Source organism: Cupriavidus sp. SIMBA_020, from assembly GCF_046535395.1.
GTDB classification, from domain to species: Bacteria; Pseudomonadota; Gammaproteobacteria; order Burkholderiales; family Burkholderiaceae; genus Cupriavidus; species Cupriavidus campinensis.
Genome location: NZ_JAWRWU010000008.1, coordinates 44,641 through 63,774, shown reverse-complemented (window position 1 = coordinate 63,774; position 19,134 = coordinate 44,641). Strand labels below are relative to the sequence as shown.

The 19,134-nt window shown below is 69.2% G+C and carries 18 protein-coding genes; 13 read left to right on the top strand and 5 right to left on the bottom strand.

Going from position 1 to position 19,134, the window contains the following annotated elements; all coding sequences use genetic code 11:
• Nucleotides 1–5: 5 nt before the first annotated feature.
• The 5 genes from trpS to SB751_RS16745 form a co-directional block, all read right to left on the bottom strand.
• Nucleotides 6–1,043 (bottom strand): tryptophan--tRNA ligase, encoded by a 1,038-nt coding sequence (trpS, locus tag SB751_RS16765; RefSeq protein ID WP_144197235.1) that lies wholly within the window; start codon nt 1,041–1,043, stop codon nt 6–8.
• Nucleotides 1,044–1,105: 62 nt separating this feature from the next.
• Nucleotides 1,106–1,948, bottom strand: a complete 843-nt coding sequence (gene rsmA / locus SB751_RS16760; protein WP_144197234.1) for a 16S rRNA (adenine(1518)-N(6)/adenine(1519)-N(6))-dimethyltransferase RsmA — start codon at nt 1,946–1,948, stop codon at nt 1,106–1,108.
• A gap of 18 nt (nt 1,949–1,966) precedes the next feature.
• Nucleotides 1,967–3,022 (bottom strand): 4-hydroxythreonine-4-phosphate dehydrogenase PdxA, encoded by a 1,056-nt coding sequence (pdxA, locus tag SB751_RS16755; RefSeq protein WP_144197233.1) that lies wholly within the window; start codon nt 3,020–3,022, stop codon nt 1,967–1,969.
• 38 nt (nt 3,023–3,060) lie between these two features.
• On the bottom strand, nt 3,061–4,539 hold the full coding sequence (locus tag SB751_RS16750; RefSeq protein WP_144197232.1) for a peptidylprolyl isomerase: 1,479 nt from the start codon (nt 4,537–4,539) through the stop codon (nt 3,061–3,063).
• Nucleotides 4,540–4,548: 9 nt separating this feature from the next.
• On the bottom strand, nt 4,549–7,026 hold the full coding sequence (locus SB751_RS16745; protein ID WP_144197231.1) for an LPS-assembly protein LptD: 2,478 nt from the start codon (nt 7,024–7,026) through the stop codon (nt 4,549–4,551).
• Between the two features lie 177 nt (nt 7,027–7,203).
• On the opposite strand from SB751_RS16745, the gene SB751_RS16740 reads away from it, so the two are divergent.
• The 13 genes from SB751_RS16740 (at nt 7,204) to ruvA (ending at nt 19,108) form a co-directional block, all read left to right on the top strand.
• Complete coding sequence (locus tag SB751_RS16740) at nt 7,204–8,250, top strand: aminoglycoside phosphotransferase family protein (protein ID WP_144197230.1); 1,047 nt, start codon at nt 7,204–7,206, stop codon at nt 8,248–8,250.
• Nucleotides 8,251–8,339: 89 nt separating this feature from the next.
• On the top strand, nt 8,340–9,017 hold the full coding sequence (locus tag SB751_RS16735) for an AzlC family ABC transporter permease (protein WP_246118944.1): 678 nt from the start codon (nt 8,340–8,342) through the stop codon (nt 9,015–9,017).
• On the top strand, nt 9,014–9,337 hold the full coding sequence (locus tag SB751_RS16730; RefSeq protein WP_144197228.1) for an AzlD domain-containing protein: 324 nt from the start codon (nt 9,014–9,016) through the stop codon (nt 9,335–9,337). The genes SB751_RS16735 and SB751_RS16730 overlap by 4 nt, the downstream gene beginning before the upstream one ends.
• 5 nt (nt 9,338–9,342) lie before the next feature.
• Nucleotides 9,343–10,107 carry an N-acetylmuramate alpha-1-phosphate uridylyltransferase MurU gene (gene murU / locus SB751_RS16725; protein ID WP_211943434.1) on the top strand — a complete coding sequence of 255 codons (765 nt, stop codon included), beginning with the start codon at nt 9,343–9,345 and terminating at the stop codon, nt 10,105–10,107.
• A 99-nt stretch (nt 10,108–10,206) separates the two neighbouring features.
• Complete coding sequence (locus SB751_RS16720) at nt 10,207–11,613, top strand: aminopeptidase P N-terminal domain-containing protein (protein WP_144197227.1); 1,407 nt, start codon at nt 10,207–10,209, stop codon at nt 11,611–11,613.
• Entirely contained in the window at nt 11,610–12,167 is a 558-nt protein-coding gene (locus tag SB751_RS16715) for a hypothetical protein (RefSeq protein ID WP_244844806.1), read from the top strand. The genes SB751_RS16720 and SB751_RS16715 overlap by 4 nt, the downstream gene beginning before the upstream one ends.
• A complete protein-coding gene (locus tag SB751_RS16710) occupies nt 12,085–13,395 on the top strand; it encodes a UbiH/UbiF/VisC/COQ6 family ubiquinone biosynthesis hydroxylase (RefSeq protein WP_211943423.1) in 1,311 nt (436 codons plus the stop codon). The genes SB751_RS16715 and SB751_RS16710 overlap by 83 nt, the downstream gene beginning before the upstream one ends.
• 204 nt (nt 13,396–13,599) lie before the next feature.
• Nucleotides 13,600–14,673, top strand: coding sequence for a tRNA dihydrouridine synthase DusB (gene dusB, locus SB751_RS16705; protein ID WP_144197225.1), 1,074 nt, complete (start codon nt 13,600–13,602; stop codon nt 14,671–14,673).
• Nucleotides 14,670–14,903 carry a Fis family transcriptional regulator gene (locus SB751_RS16700; RefSeq protein ID WP_019447044.1) on the top strand — a complete coding sequence of 78 codons (234 nt, stop codon included), beginning with the start codon at nt 14,670–14,672 and terminating at the stop codon, nt 14,901–14,903. The genes dusB and SB751_RS16700 overlap by 4 nt, the downstream gene beginning before the upstream one ends.
• A gap of 16 nt (nt 14,904–14,919) precedes the next feature.
• Entirely contained in the window at nt 14,920–16,494 is a 1,575-nt protein-coding gene (gene purH / locus SB751_RS16695) for a bifunctional phosphoribosylaminoimidazolecarboxamide formyltransferase/IMP cyclohydrolase (protein ID WP_144197224.1), read from the top strand.
• Between the two features lie 119 nt (nt 16,495–16,613).
• Nucleotides 16,614–17,159, top strand: a complete 546-nt coding sequence (gene ruvC / locus SB751_RS16690) for a crossover junction endodeoxyribonuclease RuvC (RefSeq protein WP_144197512.1) — start codon at nt 16,614–16,616, stop codon at nt 17,157–17,159.
• 123 nt (nt 17,160–17,282) lie between these two features.
• The gene (locus SB751_RS16685) at nt 17,283–18,449 is read left to right on the top strand and encodes a glycerophosphodiester phosphodiesterase (protein ID WP_313818792.1); all 1,167 of its coding nucleotides are present in this window, start codon (nt 17,283–17,285) and stop codon (nt 18,447–18,449) included.
• A 77-nt stretch (nt 18,450–18,526) separates the two neighbouring features.
• Nucleotides 18,527–19,108: a Holliday junction branch migration protein RuvA gene (gene ruvA, locus SB751_RS16680; protein ID WP_144197222.1), complete on the top strand. Its 582-nt coding sequence runs from the start codon at nt 18,527–18,529 to the stop codon at nt 19,106–19,108.
• Nucleotides 19,109–19,134: the final 26 nt, after the last annotated feature.

Genomic DNA, 19,134 nt, shown 5'->3' with positions numbered 1-19,134 from the left:
ACGACTTAGCGCGGGAACGAGAACATGCCCAGCGCGTCGCGCACCTCTTCCAGCGTCTGCTGGGTCAGTTCGCGCGCTTCGGCCGTGCCCTTGCGCAGGATCTCGAACACATAGCCCGGGTCCTTGGCCAGTTCCTCGCGGCGCTCGCGGATCGGGCGCAGCATCTCCTGCAGGATGCCTTCCACACGCCGCTTGAGCACCATGTCGCCCAGGCCGCCACGGCGGTAGTGGTCCTTCAGCTCGGTCACTTCCTCCACGTTCGGGTCGAACGCATCGAGGTAGGTGAACACGACATTGCCCTCCACCTGGCCCGGATCGGACACCTTCAGGTGGTTCGGGTCGGTGTACATGCGGTGCACCGCTTCCTTGATCTGCTCGGGCGAAGCGCCCAGCGGAATCGCGTTGCCCAGCGACTTGCTCATCTTGGCCTTGCCATCGACACCCGGCAGGCGGCCATGCTTGGGGATCAGCGCGGCGGCCTCGGGCAGCACGTCACGGCCCACCTGATGGTTGATCCGGCGCACGATTTCGTTGGTCTGCTCGATCAACGGCGCCTGGTCCTCGCCCACCGGCACCAGCACGGCCTTGAAGCCGGTGATGTCCGCGGCCTGCGAGGCCGGATAGCACAGGAAGCCCGCCGGGATGTCGCGGCCAAACCCGCGCGCCTGGATCTCTTCCTTGATCGTCGGGTTGCGCTCGAGCCGCGCCACCGTGACGAAATTCAGGTACATCAGCGTCAGTTCGGCCAGCGCGGGCAGGTGGGACTGCACCGTGATCGTGGTCTTGGCCGGGTCGATGCCGACGGCCAGGTAGTCCAGCGCCACCTCCAGCACGTTGCGGCGCACCTTGTCCGGATCGTGCGCGTTGTCGGTCATGGCCTGCGTGTCCGCCAGCAGCACGTACTGCTTGTGCGAGTCCTGCAGGGCGACGCGGCTCTTGAGGGAGCCGACGAAGTGGCCCAGGTGCAGCGGGCCGGTGGGACGGTCACCGGTCAGGATGACGGGACGCGGGTCGGTTTTCGCGGTTGGCGTGTTGGCGGTCATAAGCGTCGCTGGAACTTCGAGATATTCGGAAAATTCGGAAAATTCGGAAAACTGCGGGGGAATCAGGCCACGCCGCGCGCGCGGGGCGCGGCGCTGTCGCCGACGGTGCGCGCCAGTTCGACATACTCGGCCACGGGCACTTCCTCGGCGCGGCGGCCGAGGTCGAAGCCGAGCTTGTCGAAGTCCACCTGGTCGCGCAGGAACGAGAGCGTGTTGCGCAGCACCTTGCGGCGCTGCGAGAACGCGGCGGTCACCACGTCGCCGAGCACGCCCGCGTCGCAGGCGGGGTACGGCGAGCGCAGCCGGCCATCCTCGCCACGCGGCCACGGGATCATGCGCACCACGGCGGAATCGACCTTGGGCGGCGGATTGAACGATCCGGGTGGCACATCAAGCACATGTTCCATGTGGTAGCGCACCTGGAGCATGATCGACAGCCGCCCGAAGGCCTTGCTGCCCGGCTCCGCCACCATGCGCTCCACCACTTCCTTCTGGAGCATGAAGTGCTGGTCGCGCACCTGGTCCGCGTAGTCCATCAGGTGGAACAGCAGCGGGCTGGAAATGTTGTACGGCAGGTTGCCGACGATGCGCAGCGGGCGGCCGGTCTCGTGCAGCTTGCCGAAGTCGAACGCCAGCGCGTCGCCGGCGTGCACGACCAGCCGGTCGCTATAGCGGCGGCGCAGGCGGTCCACGAGGTCGCGGTCCAGCTCCACCACCTGCATCTGCGGCAGGCGCTCGAGCAGCGGGTCGGTCAGCGCGCCGAGGCCCGGGCCGATCTCGACCACGATGTCATTCGGTTGCGGATCGATCGCGCCGACGATGCCGTGGATGATGCCGTCATCGACCAGAAAGTTCTGTCCGAATCGTTTGCGGGCCACATGGCCCTGGTGCACGTTTGAACGCATGGTGTCTGCGGCTGGCCGTCAGCGGGTGGCGGGCCACACGCCGGCATTGCCGTCGTGGTGGCGCCCGTTGGCGTGGCCAGCCATGGTAATGGCACTGCGGATGGCCTCGATCATGCTGCCGTGCTCGGCGCGGCCGGTGCCGGCCAGGTCGAGCGCGGTGCCGTGGTCCACCGAGGTGCGGATAAAGGGCAGGCCCAGCGTGATGTTCACGCCGTGCCCGAAGGTACCGTACTTGAGCGGCGCCAGTCCCTGGTCATGGTACATCGCCAGCACGCAGTCCGCGTCGCGCAGATGGCGCGGCTGGAACAGCGTGTCGGCCGGATAGGGGCCGCGGGCGTCGATGCCGGCATCGCAGGCCTGGGCCAGCGCGGGGGCGATCACGTCGATTTCCTCGCGCCCCATGTGGCCGCTCTCGCCCGCGTGCGGGTTGAGGCCCGTCACCAGGATGCGCGGCCGGGCGATGCCGAAGTGGCGGCGCAGGTCGGTATCGACGATGGTCAGCGTCTCGACCAGCATCGGGATGTCGAGTGCGTCCGGCACCGCGCGCAGCGGCAGGTGGGTGGTGGCCAGCGCCACGCGCAGCATGGCGTTGTCGTGGGCGGGCTGCGGGCCGGCCAGCATCATCACCACGCGCGGCACGGCGGCGCGCTCGGCCAGGTATTCGGTGTGGCCGGTGAACGGCACGCCCGCGTCGTTGATCGTGCTCTTTTGCACCGGCGCGGTGATCATCGCCGCGTATTTGCCGGCCTGCAGGCCGTCGATGGCGGCATCGAGCAGCGCCAGCACGTAGCGGCCGTTGCGGGCGTCAAGCCTGCCCGGCTCGCTCTGCACGCCGAGCGGCACATCCTCAACCACCACCCCGCCCTCGCCGATCTGGCGGGTCCAGGCATGCCCGACGCCCAGCGCTGCGGCCCGGCTGGCCAGCAGACGGGCATCCCCCAGCACATGGAAGCGGTAGTGCCCGTTGCGGTTGCCATTGCTGCCGGCAAGCTGCAGCAGCGCCCCGATCGTGATGTCGGGGCCGATGCCGGCAGGTTCTCCGGTGGTAATGGCTAGCGCAAGCGGGTCGGGCATGGATGGGCGGTGGGGAAGGTGCCGGCGGTTTCCGCGGATCAGCGCTGGCGGTTGATGCGGTATTCCACGTACGCCGCGCTGCGAAGCTGGCGCACCCAGTCATCATAGGCGGCGCGCAGCTTCTGCTCCCGGACTTCCGCACGGGCGAAGTCGCGCTGCTTCTCCGCCGACACCTCGGTCTCGCGGCGATCCATCACCTGGATCAGGTGCACGCCGAACTGGGTAACCACGGGTTCGGAGATCTCGCCCGGACGCAGCCGGTTCATGGCCTGCTCGAACTCGGGCACCAGCTCGCCCGACGAGACCCAGCCCAGGTCGCCGCCCTGCTGGGCCGAACCGTCCTGCGAGAAGCGCCGCGCGAAGTCGGCAAAGTCGCCGCCGTGCGTGAGGCGGTCGCGCATCGTCGTCATCTGGCGACGTGCCTCGGCCTCGGGCATGTTCGGGCCGGTGCGCACGAGGATGTGGCGCACCTGGGTCTGCGTGATGCGCTCGCTGGCCTGCGGCTGGTCGGCGGCCGGCGCGGCGCGCTTGGCCATCAGCCGGATCACGTGGAAGCCGTTGGCCGACTCCACCACCTCGGGCACCAGTGCGCCGGGCTGGAGGTCCACCACGGCGTTGGCGAACAGCGCCGGCAGGCGGCCGATCTCGCGGAAACCGAGCGCGCCGCCCTGCGCCGCCTCGGGCGCTTCCGAGTTGGCCTTGGCCAGCGCGGCGAAGTCCGCCCCGCCCTGCGCCTGCTTCAGCAGGCCCTCGGCCTTGGTCTTCAGCTCGGCCTTCTGGGCGTCGGACGCGTTCTCGGGCACGCGGATCAGGATCTGGGCCACGTTGTACTCGGTCGGTCCGGCCGGCGCGGCGCCGCCCTTGCGCGCGGCGAGGTAATTGTCGATCTCGCCGTCGTAGACCTGCACCTTGGAGTCAACCTCGCGCTCGCGCAGGCGAATCACCTGCACCTGCTTGCGGAGTTCGTCGCGATACTTGGTCCAGCTCATGCCGCTGGCTTCCACACGGCTGCGCAGTTCGGTGGCGGACAGCTTGTTCTGCTGCGCCACCGACTCGATGGCGCGGTCCACTTCCTGGTCCGTCACGCGGATGCCGGCGTCCTGCGCGGCCTGCGTCTGCACGCGCTCCATCACCAGGCGCTCGAGCACTTCGCCCAGCAGGTCGGCGCGCGGTGGTACCTCGCGCTGCGCCGCGCGCAGCTGGCTCTCGATCTCGTCGGCGCGGTCCAGCAGCTCGCGCCGCGTGATCACGCTGTTGTTGACCACCGCCACCACTTCATCGACAAGCTGCGAGCGCTTCTGGCCCGGCTGCGGCACGCCCATCTGCGGCTCGCTCGGCGGCGCGGCGGTCTGCGGGCCGGCCTGTGGCAGGAAGATGCCCGATGCGCGGCCACCCGGCGCCTTGAGCTGGGCCGCCGCCGGCGCGGCGAGCGTGGCGAGCACCACGGACAGCAGCAGGTGCTGGCAGGCGTTCTGGCGATTCATACGGGACAGCGCGTTAAGAGCTCGACGTTTCATCTTGGTCCGTCATTCATAGTGATCGTACTGGGACGTGGGCACCGGACGTGCGGTAACAGGCTCGTAGCCCGGCACGTTCAGGCGCAGCATGTCCAGCGGGTTGGAACCGATCTTGGACAACCCGCGGAATTCCACCTGCAGGAAGAACCGGCCGGTATAGCCCTGCGTGGTGTTGCGGAAACGCTGGTATACCACGCGTCCCACCCAGCAGTCGGCGGCGTATTCGATGCCGGCCAGCGCATCCACCAGCTGGTTGGCGGTCTGGTCGAACGCCACCCGGCCAATGCCGTAGGTGCGGCGCGTGATCGGCCACTGGCTCGACAGCTCGAACTGGTCGATGGCCGAGTTGTCGGTCACCGAGGTCGGCCGGCGGTAGCGGTAGCCCACGTTGACCAGCTTGCGCGACTCCGGCCGCCAGGCGAACGCCACGTTCGAGTAGTTCACGCGGTTGTCCTCGGGGCTGTACTGGATGCCCGCATCGAGATAGTAGCCGCGGAACAGCTGGATCGTGGTAGCTGCGAGCAAGTCAGAATAGCTCGGCTTGGTATCTGTGGACGTGCCGGTCAGCTGCACGCGCTGGCCGGTGAAGTCCACGCGCTGCGCCAGCGTGCCGCGGAAGCGCTCGATGCCGGTATCGGACTCGATCAGGCGCGTGGTCACGCCCGCCGTGAGCTTGTTGTTGTCGGCGATGCGGTCATTACCGGTGAACGCGTTCTCGCTGAAGATCTGCCCGTAGCCAAAATCTGACTGGACAGTATCGAACAGCGGGAACTGGCTCTGGTCGCGGAACGGCGTGTAGACGTAGAACAGGCGCGGTTCCAGCGTCTGGGTGTAGTTCACGCCGAACAGTTTGCTCACGCCGGGCGCCGCGCGGTCGAACACCATGCCCGAGTCCAGGCTCACCGTGGGAATGGCGCGGCCGAACGAGGTCTGCGCGCCGGTGGTGTTGGTGCCGGCGTCCATGTTGTACTGCGCGGCGTTGAAGATCACCTTCGGCGTCACGAACCAGCCCGGGCGGATGATCGGATAGCTGATCACCGGCTGGATGAAGGCGCGGTCACCCTCGGGCTGCTGGAAGCCGGTGGACGTCAGCGGGATCCGGAAGCGGGTGTAATCGGCTTCCACCGAGATATCGAAGCCGCCGAAGTCATAGCGCGTGTAGCGGCCGTTCACCTGCGGCTCGCGCTCGTAGGACGGCTCGCTGGGGCGCAGCGTCTGGAACTTCTGCACCCGCGCCATGAACGTGAAGTCCTGCCAGTTGTAGATCACGCCGCCTTCCTGCGTGTACTGGCGCAGCGTGGACTGCGAGACCGAGCGCGTCAGGTCGTCCGGGTACTGGTCGTCGGACACCTTGCTGACGTTGGCATACGCCGTCATGCCCGGAATGATCCGCTGGGTGTGCTGGAACGAATACGCCCAGCGGTCGCGCTCGGCCTTCCGGTCGTCTGGCAGGAATTCGGCCCGCAGGCGGCCCGAGTAGCCGTCGCCAAGGTAGCGGTAGTCGCCGCCCAGCTGCACGCCGCGCGAGCTGAGCAGGCGCGGATAGAGCGTCAGGTCGCGGTTCGGCGCCAGGTTGAAGTAGTACGGCACCGTCAGGTCGAGACCCGATTTGGAGCCGTACCCCATCAGCGGCGCCAGCACCCCGCTGCGGCGCTCGTCGTTCAGCGGGAACGAGAACGCCGGCGCGCCGGCGATCGGCACGTTGAAGAAGCGCAGCACGCCGCCGTAGGCGGTGCCCACCTGGCGGTCGTTGTCGATGTCGATGCGGTTCGCGCTGAAGTACCAGTCGGCATTGTCGGGCGAACAGGTCGTGTACGACGCCTTCTTCATCGTGCTGCGGTCCGGGTCGATGAAGTCGATGCGCTCCGCGCTGCCCGCGCCGCCGGTCTGGTGGAAATAGTAGTCGGGCGAGAGCATGTAGCCCTCGTTGGCCTCCACACGCAGCCTGGCCTCGGGGCCGACGGCCAGCGTGCCGCTCTTGGACAGGCGCACGTTGCCCGTGGCATGGGCCTCGTCGGTGTCCTGGTCATAGGTCACCTTGTCGCCCTTGACCACGGCGCCGTCGCGGCGCAGCTCGGCATTGCCCTCGAGCGCCACGCCTTTCTCGCTGAAGCCGGTCAGGCTGTCGCCCGAGACATAGGCCGGGGCGTTGGGGTTCGACGGGGTCGAACCCGGCGCGATGCCGATTGCGCTGGAAGTGGCGGCCTTTGGCGGCGCCTCGTCCAGGCGCGGCACCAGCGCGCCGGCTTCCGGCGCGGGCGGTGGCGGCTCGGGGGTCTGGGTGACCACCGGCTCGGCGATGTCGATGTTCGGAATGGCCGAGCCCGCGCCATATTGCGCGTGCACGCTCACCGACAGGCCCGCCATGGCCAGCACGAGCGGGCGCAGGGTGCTGGCCGGCAAAGCGGCACGCATGCGCCGCGGCAGGCCGCGCAGCGCGGGCGATCGGGTGGCCGGATGATGCGGTGATCGTTGTTGTTCGGTCATGCGGACGGTTATCGGTCGGCTCGGCGCCGGGTGCGGTGCGGCCCCGCGAACGGTTCCGTACTTCCCGCCAACCCTTGCCGGAGCAGGCTGCGGGGCAACAAAGGCCCCTCCCGGGGGCCACCCGGCGCCCGGGTCTGGTCGGGTATTATACGGGGCATCGTATCCACCCAATCCGGCATGGCAGCACTTATTCACGACCCAACCTCCGACCCGCGCATCGCCCAGCTCAAGAGTTGGGTCGCCGGGCTCGGCGCCGCATGGTCGATCGACCCCGACTCCTGTGCCCCGGCATCCGCCGACGCCAGCTTCCGCCGCTACTTCCGCGTGCGCACCGGCCATGCCGCCCATCCGACGGCCATCGTCATGGACGCCCCGCCCGCGCACGAGGACTGCCGGCCGTTCATCCACGTGGCCGGGCTGTTCGGCGAGGCCGGCGTGACCGTGCCCACCGTGCTGGCCCAGGACCTCACGCAGGGCTTCCTGCTGCTGGCCGACCTCGGCAGCCAGACCTACCTGTCGAAGCTGGACGCCTCGTCCGCGCGCGGCCTCTATGACGATGCCGCCGCCGCGCTGGTCAGGATCCAGCTGGCCACCCGCCCCGGCACGCTGCCCGCCTATGACCGCGCCCTGCTCCAGCGCGAGCTGGACCTGTTCCCCGAGTGGTACGTGGGCCGCCACCTGGGCGCCACGCTGACCGGTGCCCAGCAGGCCGACCTGCGCGAAGTCTTCGACGCCGTGCTGGCCAACAACCTGGCCCAGCCGCAGGTCTACGTCCACCGCGACTATCACTCGCGCAACCTGATGGTCCTGGACGATGGCGCCAACCCCGGCATCCTGGACTTCCAGGACGCCGTGATCGGCCCGGCCACCTATGACGCGGTCTCGCTCTGGCGCGACGCCTATATAGAATGGGACGAAGAGCAGCAGCTCGACTGGCTGATCCGCTACTGGGAACGCGCGCGCAAGGCCGGGCTGCCGCTGACCGCCGATTTCGGCGACTTTTACCGTGATTTCGAGTGGATGGGCCTGCAGCGCCACCTGAAGGTGCTCGGCATCTTCGCCCGCCTGTACCACCGCGATGGCAAGGACGGCTACCTCGCCAACCTGCCGCTGGTGCTCAAGTACACGCGCAACGTGGCCGGCCGCTACACCGAACTGCGCAAGCTGGTGCGGCTGCTCGATGCCCTGGAAGGCACCGAGCGCCCCGCCGGGTTCACGTTTTGAGCGCCACCCCCGCTGATCCTGCATCGCCCAGCCCCGCGCCGGTCACCCGTGGCGGGGAATGGTGGGCCGGCGTGCGCGCGCTGGCGCCGATGCTGCTCGGCGTGGTGCCGTTCGGCCTGATCTATGGCGTGCTGGCGGTCAATGCCGGCATGCCCGCCTGGCTGGCCTGCGCGATGAGCGCCATCGTGTTCGGCGGCGCCTCCCAGATGATCCTGACCCAGCTCTGGTCCGCCGGCACGCCGGCGCTGGTCATCGCCTTTACCGTGGCGATGGTCAACCTGCGCCACGCGCTCTATTCGGCCACCATCGCCCCCTCGCTGGCGCCGCTGCCGCGCCGCTGGAAGGCGCTGGTGGCCTACCTGCTGACCGATGAAGCCTTCGCCGCCATGACGCGCCGCCTGGGCGATACCGGCGAACGGGCGCGCTACCGCCACTGGTTCTACTTCGGCGCCGGCTTCTCGCTGTGGTCGAGCTGGCAGCTCTCCACGCTGGCCGGCGTGCTGGTCGGCGCGCAGGTGCCGCAGGACTGGCCGCTCGATTTCTTCCTGCCGCTGACCTTCATCGCCATCATCGTGCCGAACCTGAAGCACCGCGCCCACGTGGCTGCCGCGCTGGTGGCCACGGCGCTGGCGGTGGCCTGCTTCGGCCTGCCGCACAAGCTGGGCCTGATGGTGGCCGCGCTGGGCGGCATCGCGGCGGGCATGCTGCTGCTCGGGCGCGGGCACCCCACGCCGCGCCGCAGCCCGCGCAAGGAGCCGGCGGCATGAATCCGATGACCTTGCTGTGGGTGTTCCTGGGCGCCGGGCTGGCTACGTACTTGATCCGGCTGTCGTTCATCGCCGTGGAAGGCCGCGTGCGGCTGCCGTCCTGGTTCCGCACCGCGCTCCAGTTCGTGCCGGCGGCGATGCTCTCGGCGCTGATCGCCCCGGACCTGCTGATGCACGACGGCGCGCTCTACCTGAGCCCCTATAACACCCGGCTCGCGGCCGGGCTGGTGGCCATCGTCATCGCCGCCTACACGCGCAGCGTGGGCTGGACGATTGCCGGCGGCATGGCCACGCTGATCGCCCTGGAGTATTGGTTGTGAACACCCTGAAAGCGATGATCTTCGCGGCGGGACGCGGCGACCGCATGCGTCCGCTGACCGATACCTGCCCCAAGCCGCTGCTGCACGTGGGCGGCAAGCCGCTGATCGTCTGGAAGATCGAGGCGCTGGCGCGCGCCGGCCTGACCGACATCGTGATCAACCATGCCTGGCTCGGCGAGCAGCTGGAAACGGCGCTCGGCGACGGCTCGCGCTTCGGCGTGCGCCTGCACTGGTCGGCCGAAGGCAGCGCGCTGGAGACCGCCGGCGGCATCGCCAAGGCCCTGCCGCTGCTGACGACCAACCCCGACGCCGGCGAGATCTTCCTGGCCGTGTCGGGCGATATCTTCTGCGACTTCGACTACGCCACGCTGCTGCCACGCGCCCGCGCCATGGCCGGCGCGGTGCGCCCGATGATGCACCTGGTGATGGTGCCGAATCCGCCCTTCCACCCGCGCGGCGACTTCGCGCTGGCTGGCGATGGCCTGCTGCGGCTGCCCGATCAGGCAGGGGACGGCGAATCGCTGACCTTCGGCAATATCGGCCTGTACGACACGCGCCTGTTCCGCGAGATCGCGCCGGGCCAGAAAGTGGCGATGACGCCTTATTACCGCGCCGCGATTGCCAGCGGCGATGCCACCGGCGAACGTTTCGACGGGCGCTGGGAGAACGTCGGCACGCCGGCGCAGCTGGCCGCGCTGGATACGGAACTGCGCGCCGGATTAGGCGCCGAACCGGGCGCGCCCGCCACGGGCACCGGCGGCCGCGCCTGAGGCGCCCGCGCCACCGGCCAGGCTCCCAGGGGGCCACCCGCACGCCGACGGGTTTAGAATCGGCATCATTCCCCACCTCGCCACCTCGCCACCCACTCCATGTCCGCACCCGACTCCGCCCTGCTTGGCGCCTGCCGCGACCGCCGCGCCCGCGTGCTGCAACACCTGCGCGCCGGCGGCGGCGGCGTGGCCATCGTGCCCACCGCGCCCGAGGCCATGCGCAACCGTGACAGCGACTATCCCTATCGTCACGACAGCTATTTCTATTACCTGACCGGCTTCACCGAGCCCGAGGCCGTGCTGGTGCTGGTGGCCGGCGCGCCCGGGGACGGCCCCGGCGCGGACCGCAGCATCCTGTTCTGCCGCCCCAAGCACGAGGAGCGCGAGATCTGGGACGGCTTCCGCCATGGCCCCGAAGGCGCGCGCGCCGCGTTCGGCCTGGACGAGGCGCACTCGGTGGAGGAAATCGACGCCCTGCTGCCGCCGCTGCTGGCCAATCGCGCCCAGGTGGCGTATCCGCTCGCTGCCTCGGCCGAGACCGACCTGAAGGTGCGCGGCTGGCTCGACGCCGTGCGCATGCAGGGCCGCGCCGGCGTGGCCGCGCCGTCCGCCGCGCTCGACGTGCGCACCCTCCTCGACGAAATGCGGCTGTTCAAGGACGCCGGCGAGGTGGCGATCATGCGCCGCGCGGGCGAAATCTCCGCCCAGGCGCACGTGCGGGCCATGCGCGCCTCGCGCGCCGGGCTCAAGGAATATCACCTCGAAGCCGAACTGCTCTACGAATTCCGCCGCCATGGCGCGCAGAGCGTGGCCTACAACTCGATCGTGGCCACCGGCCCGAACGCCTGCGTGCTGCACTACCGCGCCGGCCCGGCCGAATTGCGCGATGGCGACCTGTGCCTGATCGACGCCGGCTGCGAACTCGACGGCTATGCCTCCGACATCACCCGCACCTTCCCGGTCTCGGGCCGCTTCTCGCCCGCCCAGCGCGAGCTGTACGACCTGGTGGTGGCCGCGCAGGAAGCCGCCATCGCCCAGACGCGCGCCGGCGTGCCGTACAACGTGCCGCACGACGCCGCCGTGAAAGTGCTGGCGCAGGGCATGCTCGACACCGGCCTGCTCGACCGCAACAAGGAGGGCACGCTGGACGACGTGCTGGCCAGCGGCAGCTATCGCCGCTTCTATATGCACCGCACCGGCCACTGGCTGGGCATGGACGTGCACGACGTGGGCGAGTACCGCACGCCGGGCCCGCTGCCCGCCGGCCATGAGGGCGAGCGGCCGTGGCGGCCGCTGGAACCCGGCATGGTGCTGACCATCGAACCTGGTATTTATGTGCGCCCGGCCGAAAACGTGCCGGAGCGCTACTGGCATATCGGCATCCGGATCGAGGACGACGCCGTCGTCACCACCGGCGACTGCGACCTGCTCACGCGCGGCGTGCCGGTCAAGGCCGATGAGATCGAGGCGCTGATGCGCGACAACCTGGGAGATTTCGCACGATGAAGACCCTGCTCCGCAAGCTGTTCAGCGGTGGCGGCACGCAATATACGCATTCCAGCAAGCCCGCAGCAGCGCGGCAAGTGGTGCCGGGCGAGCCGTTCGTGATCAATCTGTATGACGACCGCCTGGTCGTGCATCGTCCTGACGGCCAGCGCGAGGAACTCGCCTGGGCGGCGCTGGAACGTGTGATCGTGCGCGTTTCCGACCGCGCGCCCTGGGCCGGTGCCGCCTGGCTGATCCTGGCCGGCGACGCCGAGAGCAAGCAGGGCTGCGTGGCCCCGCTGGACGCCGCCAACGGCGATGCGCTGGTGGCGCACCTGCAGGCGCTGCCCGGCTTCAGCCAGCAGAAGCTCGACAACGCGCTGCGCGATGCCGCTGCCGGCAAGTCACGCACGGATGCCGTGCTGTGGAAGCGCGCCGCGGCCAATGCAGCAAACGCGGCCGAGACTGCCCAATCCGGCGAGGAAGCTCCTGATGACAAGCACCGTGACCCCGACGCCCAGCACCAGCACCAGTCCCAACACCAGTCCCAGCCACAGTCCGGCGCCCAGCCCTGAGCCGTTCGACATTGCCATCGTTGGCGGCGGGCCGGTCGGCCTGGCGCTGGCGGCGCAGCTCTTGCGCACCACGCCGTGGCGGATCGTGCTGATCGATGCGGCCACGCCGGCACGCGCCGCGCGGGACCCACGGGCGATTGCGCTGTCGCACGGCAGCCGCCAGCTACTGGAGCAGATTGGCGCGTGGCCGATGCCGGTGCAACCCATCGAGCACATTCATGTGTCGCAGCGCGGGCGCTTTGGCCACGTGAAACTGCATCACGACGATTACGGCGTGCCGGCGCTCGGCTATGTCGTGCGCTACGGCGACCTGTGCCAGACGCTGGAACGCGCGCTGGCGCGGGCTGCGGAGGCTGCGCCGGGCCGTCTGGCGCGCCTGTTCGAGACGCGCATCGACGACATCGCGCAGGACACCAAGGACGCCAAGGCCGATCGGCAGGAAGACGCGGCGCTGGTGCGGCTGAGCGGCACCTCGCATGCCGATCAGGTCGGGCTGCCCATGGCGCTCACGGCGCGCATCGCCGTGCAGGCCGAAGGCGGACTGTTCCACCAGCGCACGCAGCGGCTGGCGCGCGGCGCCGAACCCTCGCGGCGGCGCGACTACCAGCAGACGGCCATCATCGGTCATGTGACGTGTACGCAACCTCGCCCCGGCTGGGCGTGGGAGCGCTTCACCGAGGAAGGGCCGCTCGCGCTGCTGCCGCATGACGAACACGGCACTGCCGGCTACGCGCTGGTCTGGTGCTGCCCGCCTGATACGGCCATGCGGCGGCTGGCGCTTTCCGAGGCCGAATTCGCCGAAGAACTGGGCGAGGCGTTCGGCTCGCGCATGGGCCGTTTCACGCTGGTGGGCAAGCGCCACGCGTTCCCGCTGGGGCTGAACGCGGCGCCGGTGACCGTCGATGGCCGCATCGCGGCGGTCGGCAACGCCGCGCAGACGCTGCATCCGGTGGCCGGACAAGGACTGAACCTGGGCCTGCGCGATGCCTTCGCGCTGGCCGACTCGCTGCGCGCCGGCTGCACGCCGCAGGCGTTGCTGGCCTTCGCCAGCCGCCACCGTGTGGACCGGGCCATGACCATCGGCGTGACCGACCTGCTGCCGCGCGTCTTTGGCGTCGGCGGGCCGCTGGCGGCCCATGCGCGCGGGGCGTCGCTGGCGGCGCTGGCCTGCGTGGCGCCGCTCAAGGACGCGCTGGCGCGGCACATGATGTACGGCGCGCGCCGCTGACATCCCAGTCGCGGCGGGCGGGGCGGCCGTGCCACGCAGGCATGGCCCGCCCCCGTCATCCATGATATTTGCTCATTTCTTGGGCAACCCGGTCCGTTTGGCGGTAAAATCCCGCCCTCGCGCCTTCCCCCAGTACCTGTTTACCGAACGTGCCGAGTGACGCAAACCCGTCTCCGGGCACCTGTTCCCTTCGCTATTCCTATCGTGCAGATCGGTCCGCATCGTCTTCGCAACAACCTGTTCGTCGCCCCCATGGCCGGGGTGACGGACCGGCCGTTCCGGCAGCTGTGCAAGCAGCTGGGCGCGGGCTACGCGGTGTCCGAGATGGTGGCGTCCAACGCCCAGCTGTGGAAGAGCGAGAAGACCATGCGCCGCGCCAACCACGCGGGCGAGGTGGAGCCGATCTCGGTGCAGATCGCTGGCGCCGAGCCGGGGATGATGGCCGAGGCGGCCCGCTACAACGTGGACCGGGGCGCCCAGATCATCGACATCAACATGGGTTGCCCGGCCAAGAAGGTCTGCAACGTGGCGGCCGGGTCGGCGCTGCTGCAGAACGAGCCGCTGGTGGTGCGCATCGTCGAGGCCGTGGTGGCCGCCGTGGGCGACCGCGTGCCCGTGACGCTGAAGATCCGCACCGGCTGGGACCGCGAGCACAAGAATGCGCTGCGCGTGGCGCGCCTGGTGGAAGACGCCGGCATCAGCATGCTGACGATCCACGGGCGCACGCGCGCGGACCTGTATCACGGCGAGGCCGAGTACGAGACGATTGCGGCGGTCAAGCAGTCGATCCGGATTCCCGTGGTGGCCAACGGCGACATCACGTCGCCGCAGAAGGCGCGCCAGGTACTGGCCGCCACCGGCGCGGACGCGATCATGATCGGCCGCGCGGCGCAGGGCCGGCCGTGGCTGTTCCGCGAGATCGAACACTTCCTGGCGACCGGCGAGATGCTGCCGTCGCCCGAGGTGGCCGAGATCCGCGCGATCATGAACCATCACCTGGCCGACCACTACGCGTTTTACGGCGAGTTCACCGGCGTGCGCACCGCGCGCAAGCACATTGCCTGGTACACGCGCGGCCTCAAGGGCGCGAACCTGTTCCGGCATCGGATGAACACGCTGGAGTCCACCACGGCGCAGCTGGAGGCCGTGAATGCCTTCTTCGACGAGCAGGCGGCGATTTCCGACCGCCTGGTCTACGTGGAAGACGGCGACGCCACGGCCGAAGGTGAAAATAAGAACGCCGACAACAACAAGAACAAGGAATTGCTTGCCGCATGAGCCGCAACGCCATCGATCAATGTATCCGGGACAGCCTGGATACCTACTTTCGCGACCTGGACGGCGAAGAGCCGTCCAATATGTACAACATGGTGCTGGAGGCCGTGGAGCGGCCCCTGCTGGAAGCCGTGATGGTGCGCGCCGAGCGCAACCAGTCGCTGGCGGCCGCCTATCTCGGCATCAATCGCAACACGCTGCGCAAGAAGCTGCAGCAACACGGTTTACTTTGAAGCGTTCCCCCAAGCCATGATCAAGCAAGCCCTTCTCTCCGTTTCCGACAAGACCGGCATCGTCGATTTCGCGCGCGACCTGAACGCGCTCGGCGTGGTGCTGCTTTCCACCGGCGGCACCGCCAAGCTGCTGGCCGACGCCGGCCTGCCCGTGACGGAGGTGGCCGACTACACCGGCTTTCCGGAAATGCTGGACGGCCGCGTGAAGACGCTGCACCCGAAGGTGCACGGCGGCATCCTGGCCCGCCGCGACCTGCCCGAGCACATGGCCGCGCTGGCCGAGCACCAGATCCCCACCATCGACCTGCTGGTGGTGAACCTGTACCCGTTCCAGCAGACCGTGGCCAAGGACGACTGCACGCTGCCGGACGCCATCGAGAACATCGACATCGGCGGCCCGACCATGCTGCGCTCGGCGGCCAAGAACCACCGCGACGTGACCGTGATCGTGGACCCGGCCGACTACGCCGTGGTGCTGGACGAGATGCGCGCCAACGCCAACAGCGTCGGCTACGACACCAACTTCCGCCTGGCGACCAAGGTTTTCGCGCATACCGCTCAATATGACGGTGCGATCACAAATTACCTGACCAGCCTCGGCGCCGACAAGTCGCACCAGGCCCGCAGCGCCTATCCGCAGACGCTGAACCTGGCCTTCGAGAAGGTGCAGGAGATGCGCTACGGCGAGAACCCGCACCAGTCGGCCGCGTTCTACCGCGACCTGAAGGCCGTGGACGGCGCGCTGGCCAACTACGTGCAGCTGCAGGGCAAGGAGCTGTCGTACAACAACATCGCCGACGCGGACGCCGCGTGGGAGTGCGTGAAGTCGTTCGACGCTGCCAACGGCGCCGCCTGCGTGATCATCAAGCACGCCAACCCGTGCGGCGTGGCCGTGGGCGTGAACGCGCTGGAAGCCTACGACAAGGCCTTCAAGACCGACTCGACCTCGGCCTTCGGCGGCATCATCGCCTTCAACGTGGAACTGGACGAAGCCGCCGCGCAGGCCGTGGCGAAGCAGTTCGTGGAAGTGCTGATCGCCCCGTCGTTCAGCACGGCGGCCCGCAACGTGTTCGCGGCCAAGCAGAACGTGCGTCTGCTGGAGATTCCGCTGGGCAAGGGCGTGAACCAGTACGACCTCAAGCGCGTGGGCGGCGGCCTGCTGGTGCAGGGCCCCGATGCGCGCAACGTGCAGCCGTCCGAGCTGCGCGTGGTGACGCGCCGCCACCCCACCCCGAAGGAAATGGACGATCTGATGTTCGCCTGGCGCGTGGCCAAGTTCGTGAAGTCGAACGCCATCGTGTTCTGCGGCGGCGGCATGACGCTGGGCGTGGGCGCGGGCCAGATGAGCCGCGTGGACTCGGCCCGCATCGCCAGCATCAAGGCGCAGAACGCCGGCCTGACCCTGGCGGGCTCCGCCGTGGCCAGCGACGCCTTCTTCCCGTTCCGTGACGGCCTGGACGTGGTGGTGGACGCCGGCGCAACCTGCGTGATCCAGCCGGGCGGCTCGATGCGCGACGACGAGGTGATCGCCGCCGCCGACGAGCGCAACATCGCCATGGTGCTGACCGGCACGCGCCACTTCCGGCACTGATGTATCCCGCTGGGGACCGGGGCGCCCGCTTCGATCCCCAGGGCCCCGCGCCCATCGGCGCGGGCGCCAATCCGCAATTCCACTACACTACGCGCATCTCTCCGGCTTCTCCCGCTTTCATGCGCATCCTCGGCATCGATCCCGGCCTCCGCACCACCGGCTTTGGCGTGTTGGAAAAACACGGCAACAAGCTGGCCTACGTGGCCTCCGGCACCATCAAGAGCGACGGGAATTCCAGCCTCCCGGAGCGGCTCAAGACCCTTTACGACGGCATCGCCGAAGTCGCCCGCACCTATGCGCCCGACTGCGCGGCCATCGAGAAGGTCTTCGTCAACGTCAATCCGCAGTCCACGCTGATGCTCGGCCAGGCGCGCGGGGCCGCCATCTGCGGCCTGGTCGGCCATGGCCTGCCCGTGTTCGAGTACACCGCGCTCCAGCTCAAGGTGGCCGTGGTCGGCTATGGCCGGGCCAACAAGGAGCAGGTGCAGGAGATGGTGATGCGGCTGCTGGCGCTGTCCGGCCGGCCCAGTTCCGATGCGGCCGATGCCCTCGGCGTGGCCATCTGCCATGCCAACGGCGGCGATACGCTCGGCACGCTGGCCGGCATGGCGCCCGACCTGGCCCGCAAGGGGCTGCGCGTGCGCCGCGGGCGCCTGGTCGGCTAGGCCGTCACACCTCGGCATACCTCAACAAACCCGGGCCCTGCCGCGTCGGCGGGCGCCGGACAGGCCAACCCCGGCCTCTGCTCGTACAATCGGCGTTCCGCCCCCTCCCATGAACGCCGCGCGATGTCCCTCCTTCCCCGCCTGACCCTTGCCTTTGCCACCGCCACGCTGATCGCGGGCTGCACCACGCCGTCGCACCACGCGCACAAGGACAAGGTTGCGGCCGCGGCATCCCCGGCCCCCGCCCAGGCCGCGCCGCCGGCCCCGAAGGCGCTGGTCATCGCCCATCGTGGCGCCAGCGCGCTTCGGCCGGAGCACACGCTGGCGTCCTACGCCAAGGCCATCGAGGACGGCGCCGACGTGATCGAGCCAGACCTCGTCATGACCCGCGACGGCGTGCTGGTGGCCCGCCACGAGAACGACATCACCGGCACCACCAACGTGGCCGAAGTGGCCGGGTTCGCCGACCGCAAGCGCATCAAGGTCATCGACGGGGAACGCCTGACCGGCTGGTTCACCGAGGACTTCACACTGGCCGAACTGAAGACGCTGCGCGCCCGCGAGCGGATTCCGAAGCTGCGCCCGCTCAACGCCAAGCTGAACGACCAGTTCGAGATTCCCACCTTCGACGAAATCCTGCGGCTGGCCTCGCAGGCCGCCCTGAAGCGCGGCCGCCCGGTGGGTCTCTACCCTGAGCTGAAGCATCCGAGCTACTTCCGGGGCATCGGCCTGCCGCTTGAGGAGAAGCTCGCCGCCGCGCTGCAGGGCAACGCCTACGCCCGCAGCGCGCCGGTCTACGTCCAGTCGTTCGAAGTGGGCCCGCTGCGCACGATGAAGCGGCTGCTGGGTACGTCGATGCCAAACGTGAAGATCGTGCAGCTGATTGGCAGCCCGTCCGGCCGCCCCGCCGACTGGCGCCTGGCCGGCGACACGCGCAACTACGCCGAGATGCTCACGCCGCTGGGCCTGCGCGAGGTGGCCACCTACGCCAACGGCATCGGCCCCGAGAAGAGCAACGTGGTGCCGCGCGACGCCCAGGGCGCGCTGGCCGCCCCCACCGCGCTGGTGACCAACGCCCACGCGGCAGGGCTGACCGTCCACCCGTACACGTTCCGGCCCGAGAACGGCTTCCTGCCGAAGCCTTTGCGGGTGGCCGGCGGTGACGCCACGCGCAGCCCCAACGGCCTGGTGCGCGAGATCCAGGCCTTCCTGGCCGCCGGCGTGGATGGCATCTTCACGGACGACCCGGCACTGGGCCGCCGCGCGGTGGACAGCACGCCGGAGCGGTAGCACGGCGCGATAACCCCCAGCGCGCCACCCGCTCGCGCTACACTTGCCGGCAATTTCGTCACCCCACCCTGCCCACCATGATCGGTCGCATTGCCGGCACCCTGCTTGAGAAGAATCCCCCGCACCTGTTGGTCGACTGCCACGGCGTGGGTTATGAGATCGACGTGCCGATGAGCACGTTCTACAACCTGCCCGCCGTGGGCCAGCCGGTGACGCTGCTGACGCAGCAGATCGTGCGCGAGGATGCCCACCTGCTCTACGGCTTCGGCTCGGCGTCCGAGCGCAACACGTTCCGCGAACTGATCAAGATCACCGGCATCGGCGCGCGCATGGCGCTGGCCGTGCTGTCGGGGCTGTCCGTCGCCGAACTGGCGCAGGCCGTCACGCTGCAGGAGGCGGGCCGGCTGACGCGGATTCCGGGCATCGGCAAGAAAACCGCCGAGCGGCTGCTGCTGGAGCTCAAGGGCAAGCTGGGGGCCGAACTGGGCCACGCGCCCGGCGCCACGCCCGTGGCCGACAACGCCGTGGACGTGCTCAACGCCCTGCTGGCGCTGGGCTACTCCGAGAAAGAGGCCGCGCTGGCCATCAAGCAGGTGCCGGCTGGCACGGGCGTGTCCGACGGCATCAAGCTGGCGCTGAAGGCGCTCTCGAAGGGCTAGCGAAGGGCGAACGCTAGGGGCAGCCG

Bases quoted from the DNA above. Each gene is read 5' to 3' on its own strand.
- SB751_RS16730 (WP_144197228.1), top strand. From the start codon at position 9,014: ATGAATCCGATGACCTTGCTGTGGGTGTTCCTGGGCGCCGGGCTGGCT.
- purH (WP_144197224.1), top strand. From the start codon at position 14,920: ATGATCAAGCAAGCCCTTCTCTCCGTTTCCGACAAGACCGGCATCGTC.
- ruvA (WP_144197222.1), top strand. From the start codon at position 18,527: ATGATCGGTCGCATTGCCGGCACCCTGCTTGAGAAGAATCCCCCGCAC.
- SB751_RS16720 (WP_144197227.1), top strand. From the start codon at position 10,207: ATGTCCGCACCCGACTCCGCCCTGCTTGGCGCCTGCCGCGACCGCCGC.
- SB751_RS16715 (WP_244844806.1), top strand. From the start codon at position 11,610: ATGAAGACCCTGCTCCGCAAGCTGTTCAGCGGTGGCGGCACGCAATAT.
- SB751_RS16710 (WP_211943423.1), top strand. From the start codon at position 12,085: ATGACAAGCACCGTGACCCCGACGCCCAGCACCAGCACCAGTCCCAAC.
- rsmA (WP_144197234.1), bottom strand. From the start codon at position 1,948: ATGCGTTCAAACGTGCACCAGGGCCATGTGGCCCGCAAACGATTCGGA.
- pdxA (WP_144197233.1), bottom strand. From the start codon at position 3,022: ATGCCCGACCCGCTTGCGCTAGCCATTACCACCGGAGAACCTGCCGGC.
- SB751_RS16685 (WP_313818792.1), top strand. From the start codon at position 17,283: ATGTCCCTCCTTCCCCGCCTGACCCTTGCCTTTGCCACCGCCACGCTG.
- SB751_RS16740 (WP_144197230.1), top strand. From the start codon at position 7,204: ATGGCAGCACTTATTCACGACCCAACCTCCGACCCGCGCATCGCCCAG.
- SB751_RS16700 (WP_019447044.1), top strand. From the start codon at position 14,670: ATGAGCCGCAACGCCATCGATCAATGTATCCGGGACAGCCTGGATACC.
- SB751_RS16735 (WP_246118944.1), top strand. From the start codon at position 8,340: ATGCTGCTCGGCGTGGTGCCGTTCGGCCTGATCTATGGCGTGCTGGCG.
- trpS (WP_144197235.1), bottom strand. From the start codon at position 1,043: ATGACCGCCAACACGCCAACCGCGAAAACCGACCCGCGTCCCGTCATC.
- SB751_RS16750 (WP_144197232.1), bottom strand. From the start codon at position 4,539: ATGAAACGTCGAGCTCTTAACGCGCTGTCCCGTATGAATCGCCAGAAC.
- SB751_RS16745 (WP_144197231.1), bottom strand. From the start codon at position 7,026: ATGACCGAACAACAACGATCACCGCATCATCCGGCCACCCGATCGCCC.
- ruvC (WP_144197512.1), top strand. From the start codon at position 16,614: ATGCGCATCCTCGGCATCGATCCCGGCCTCCGCACCACCGGCTTTGGC.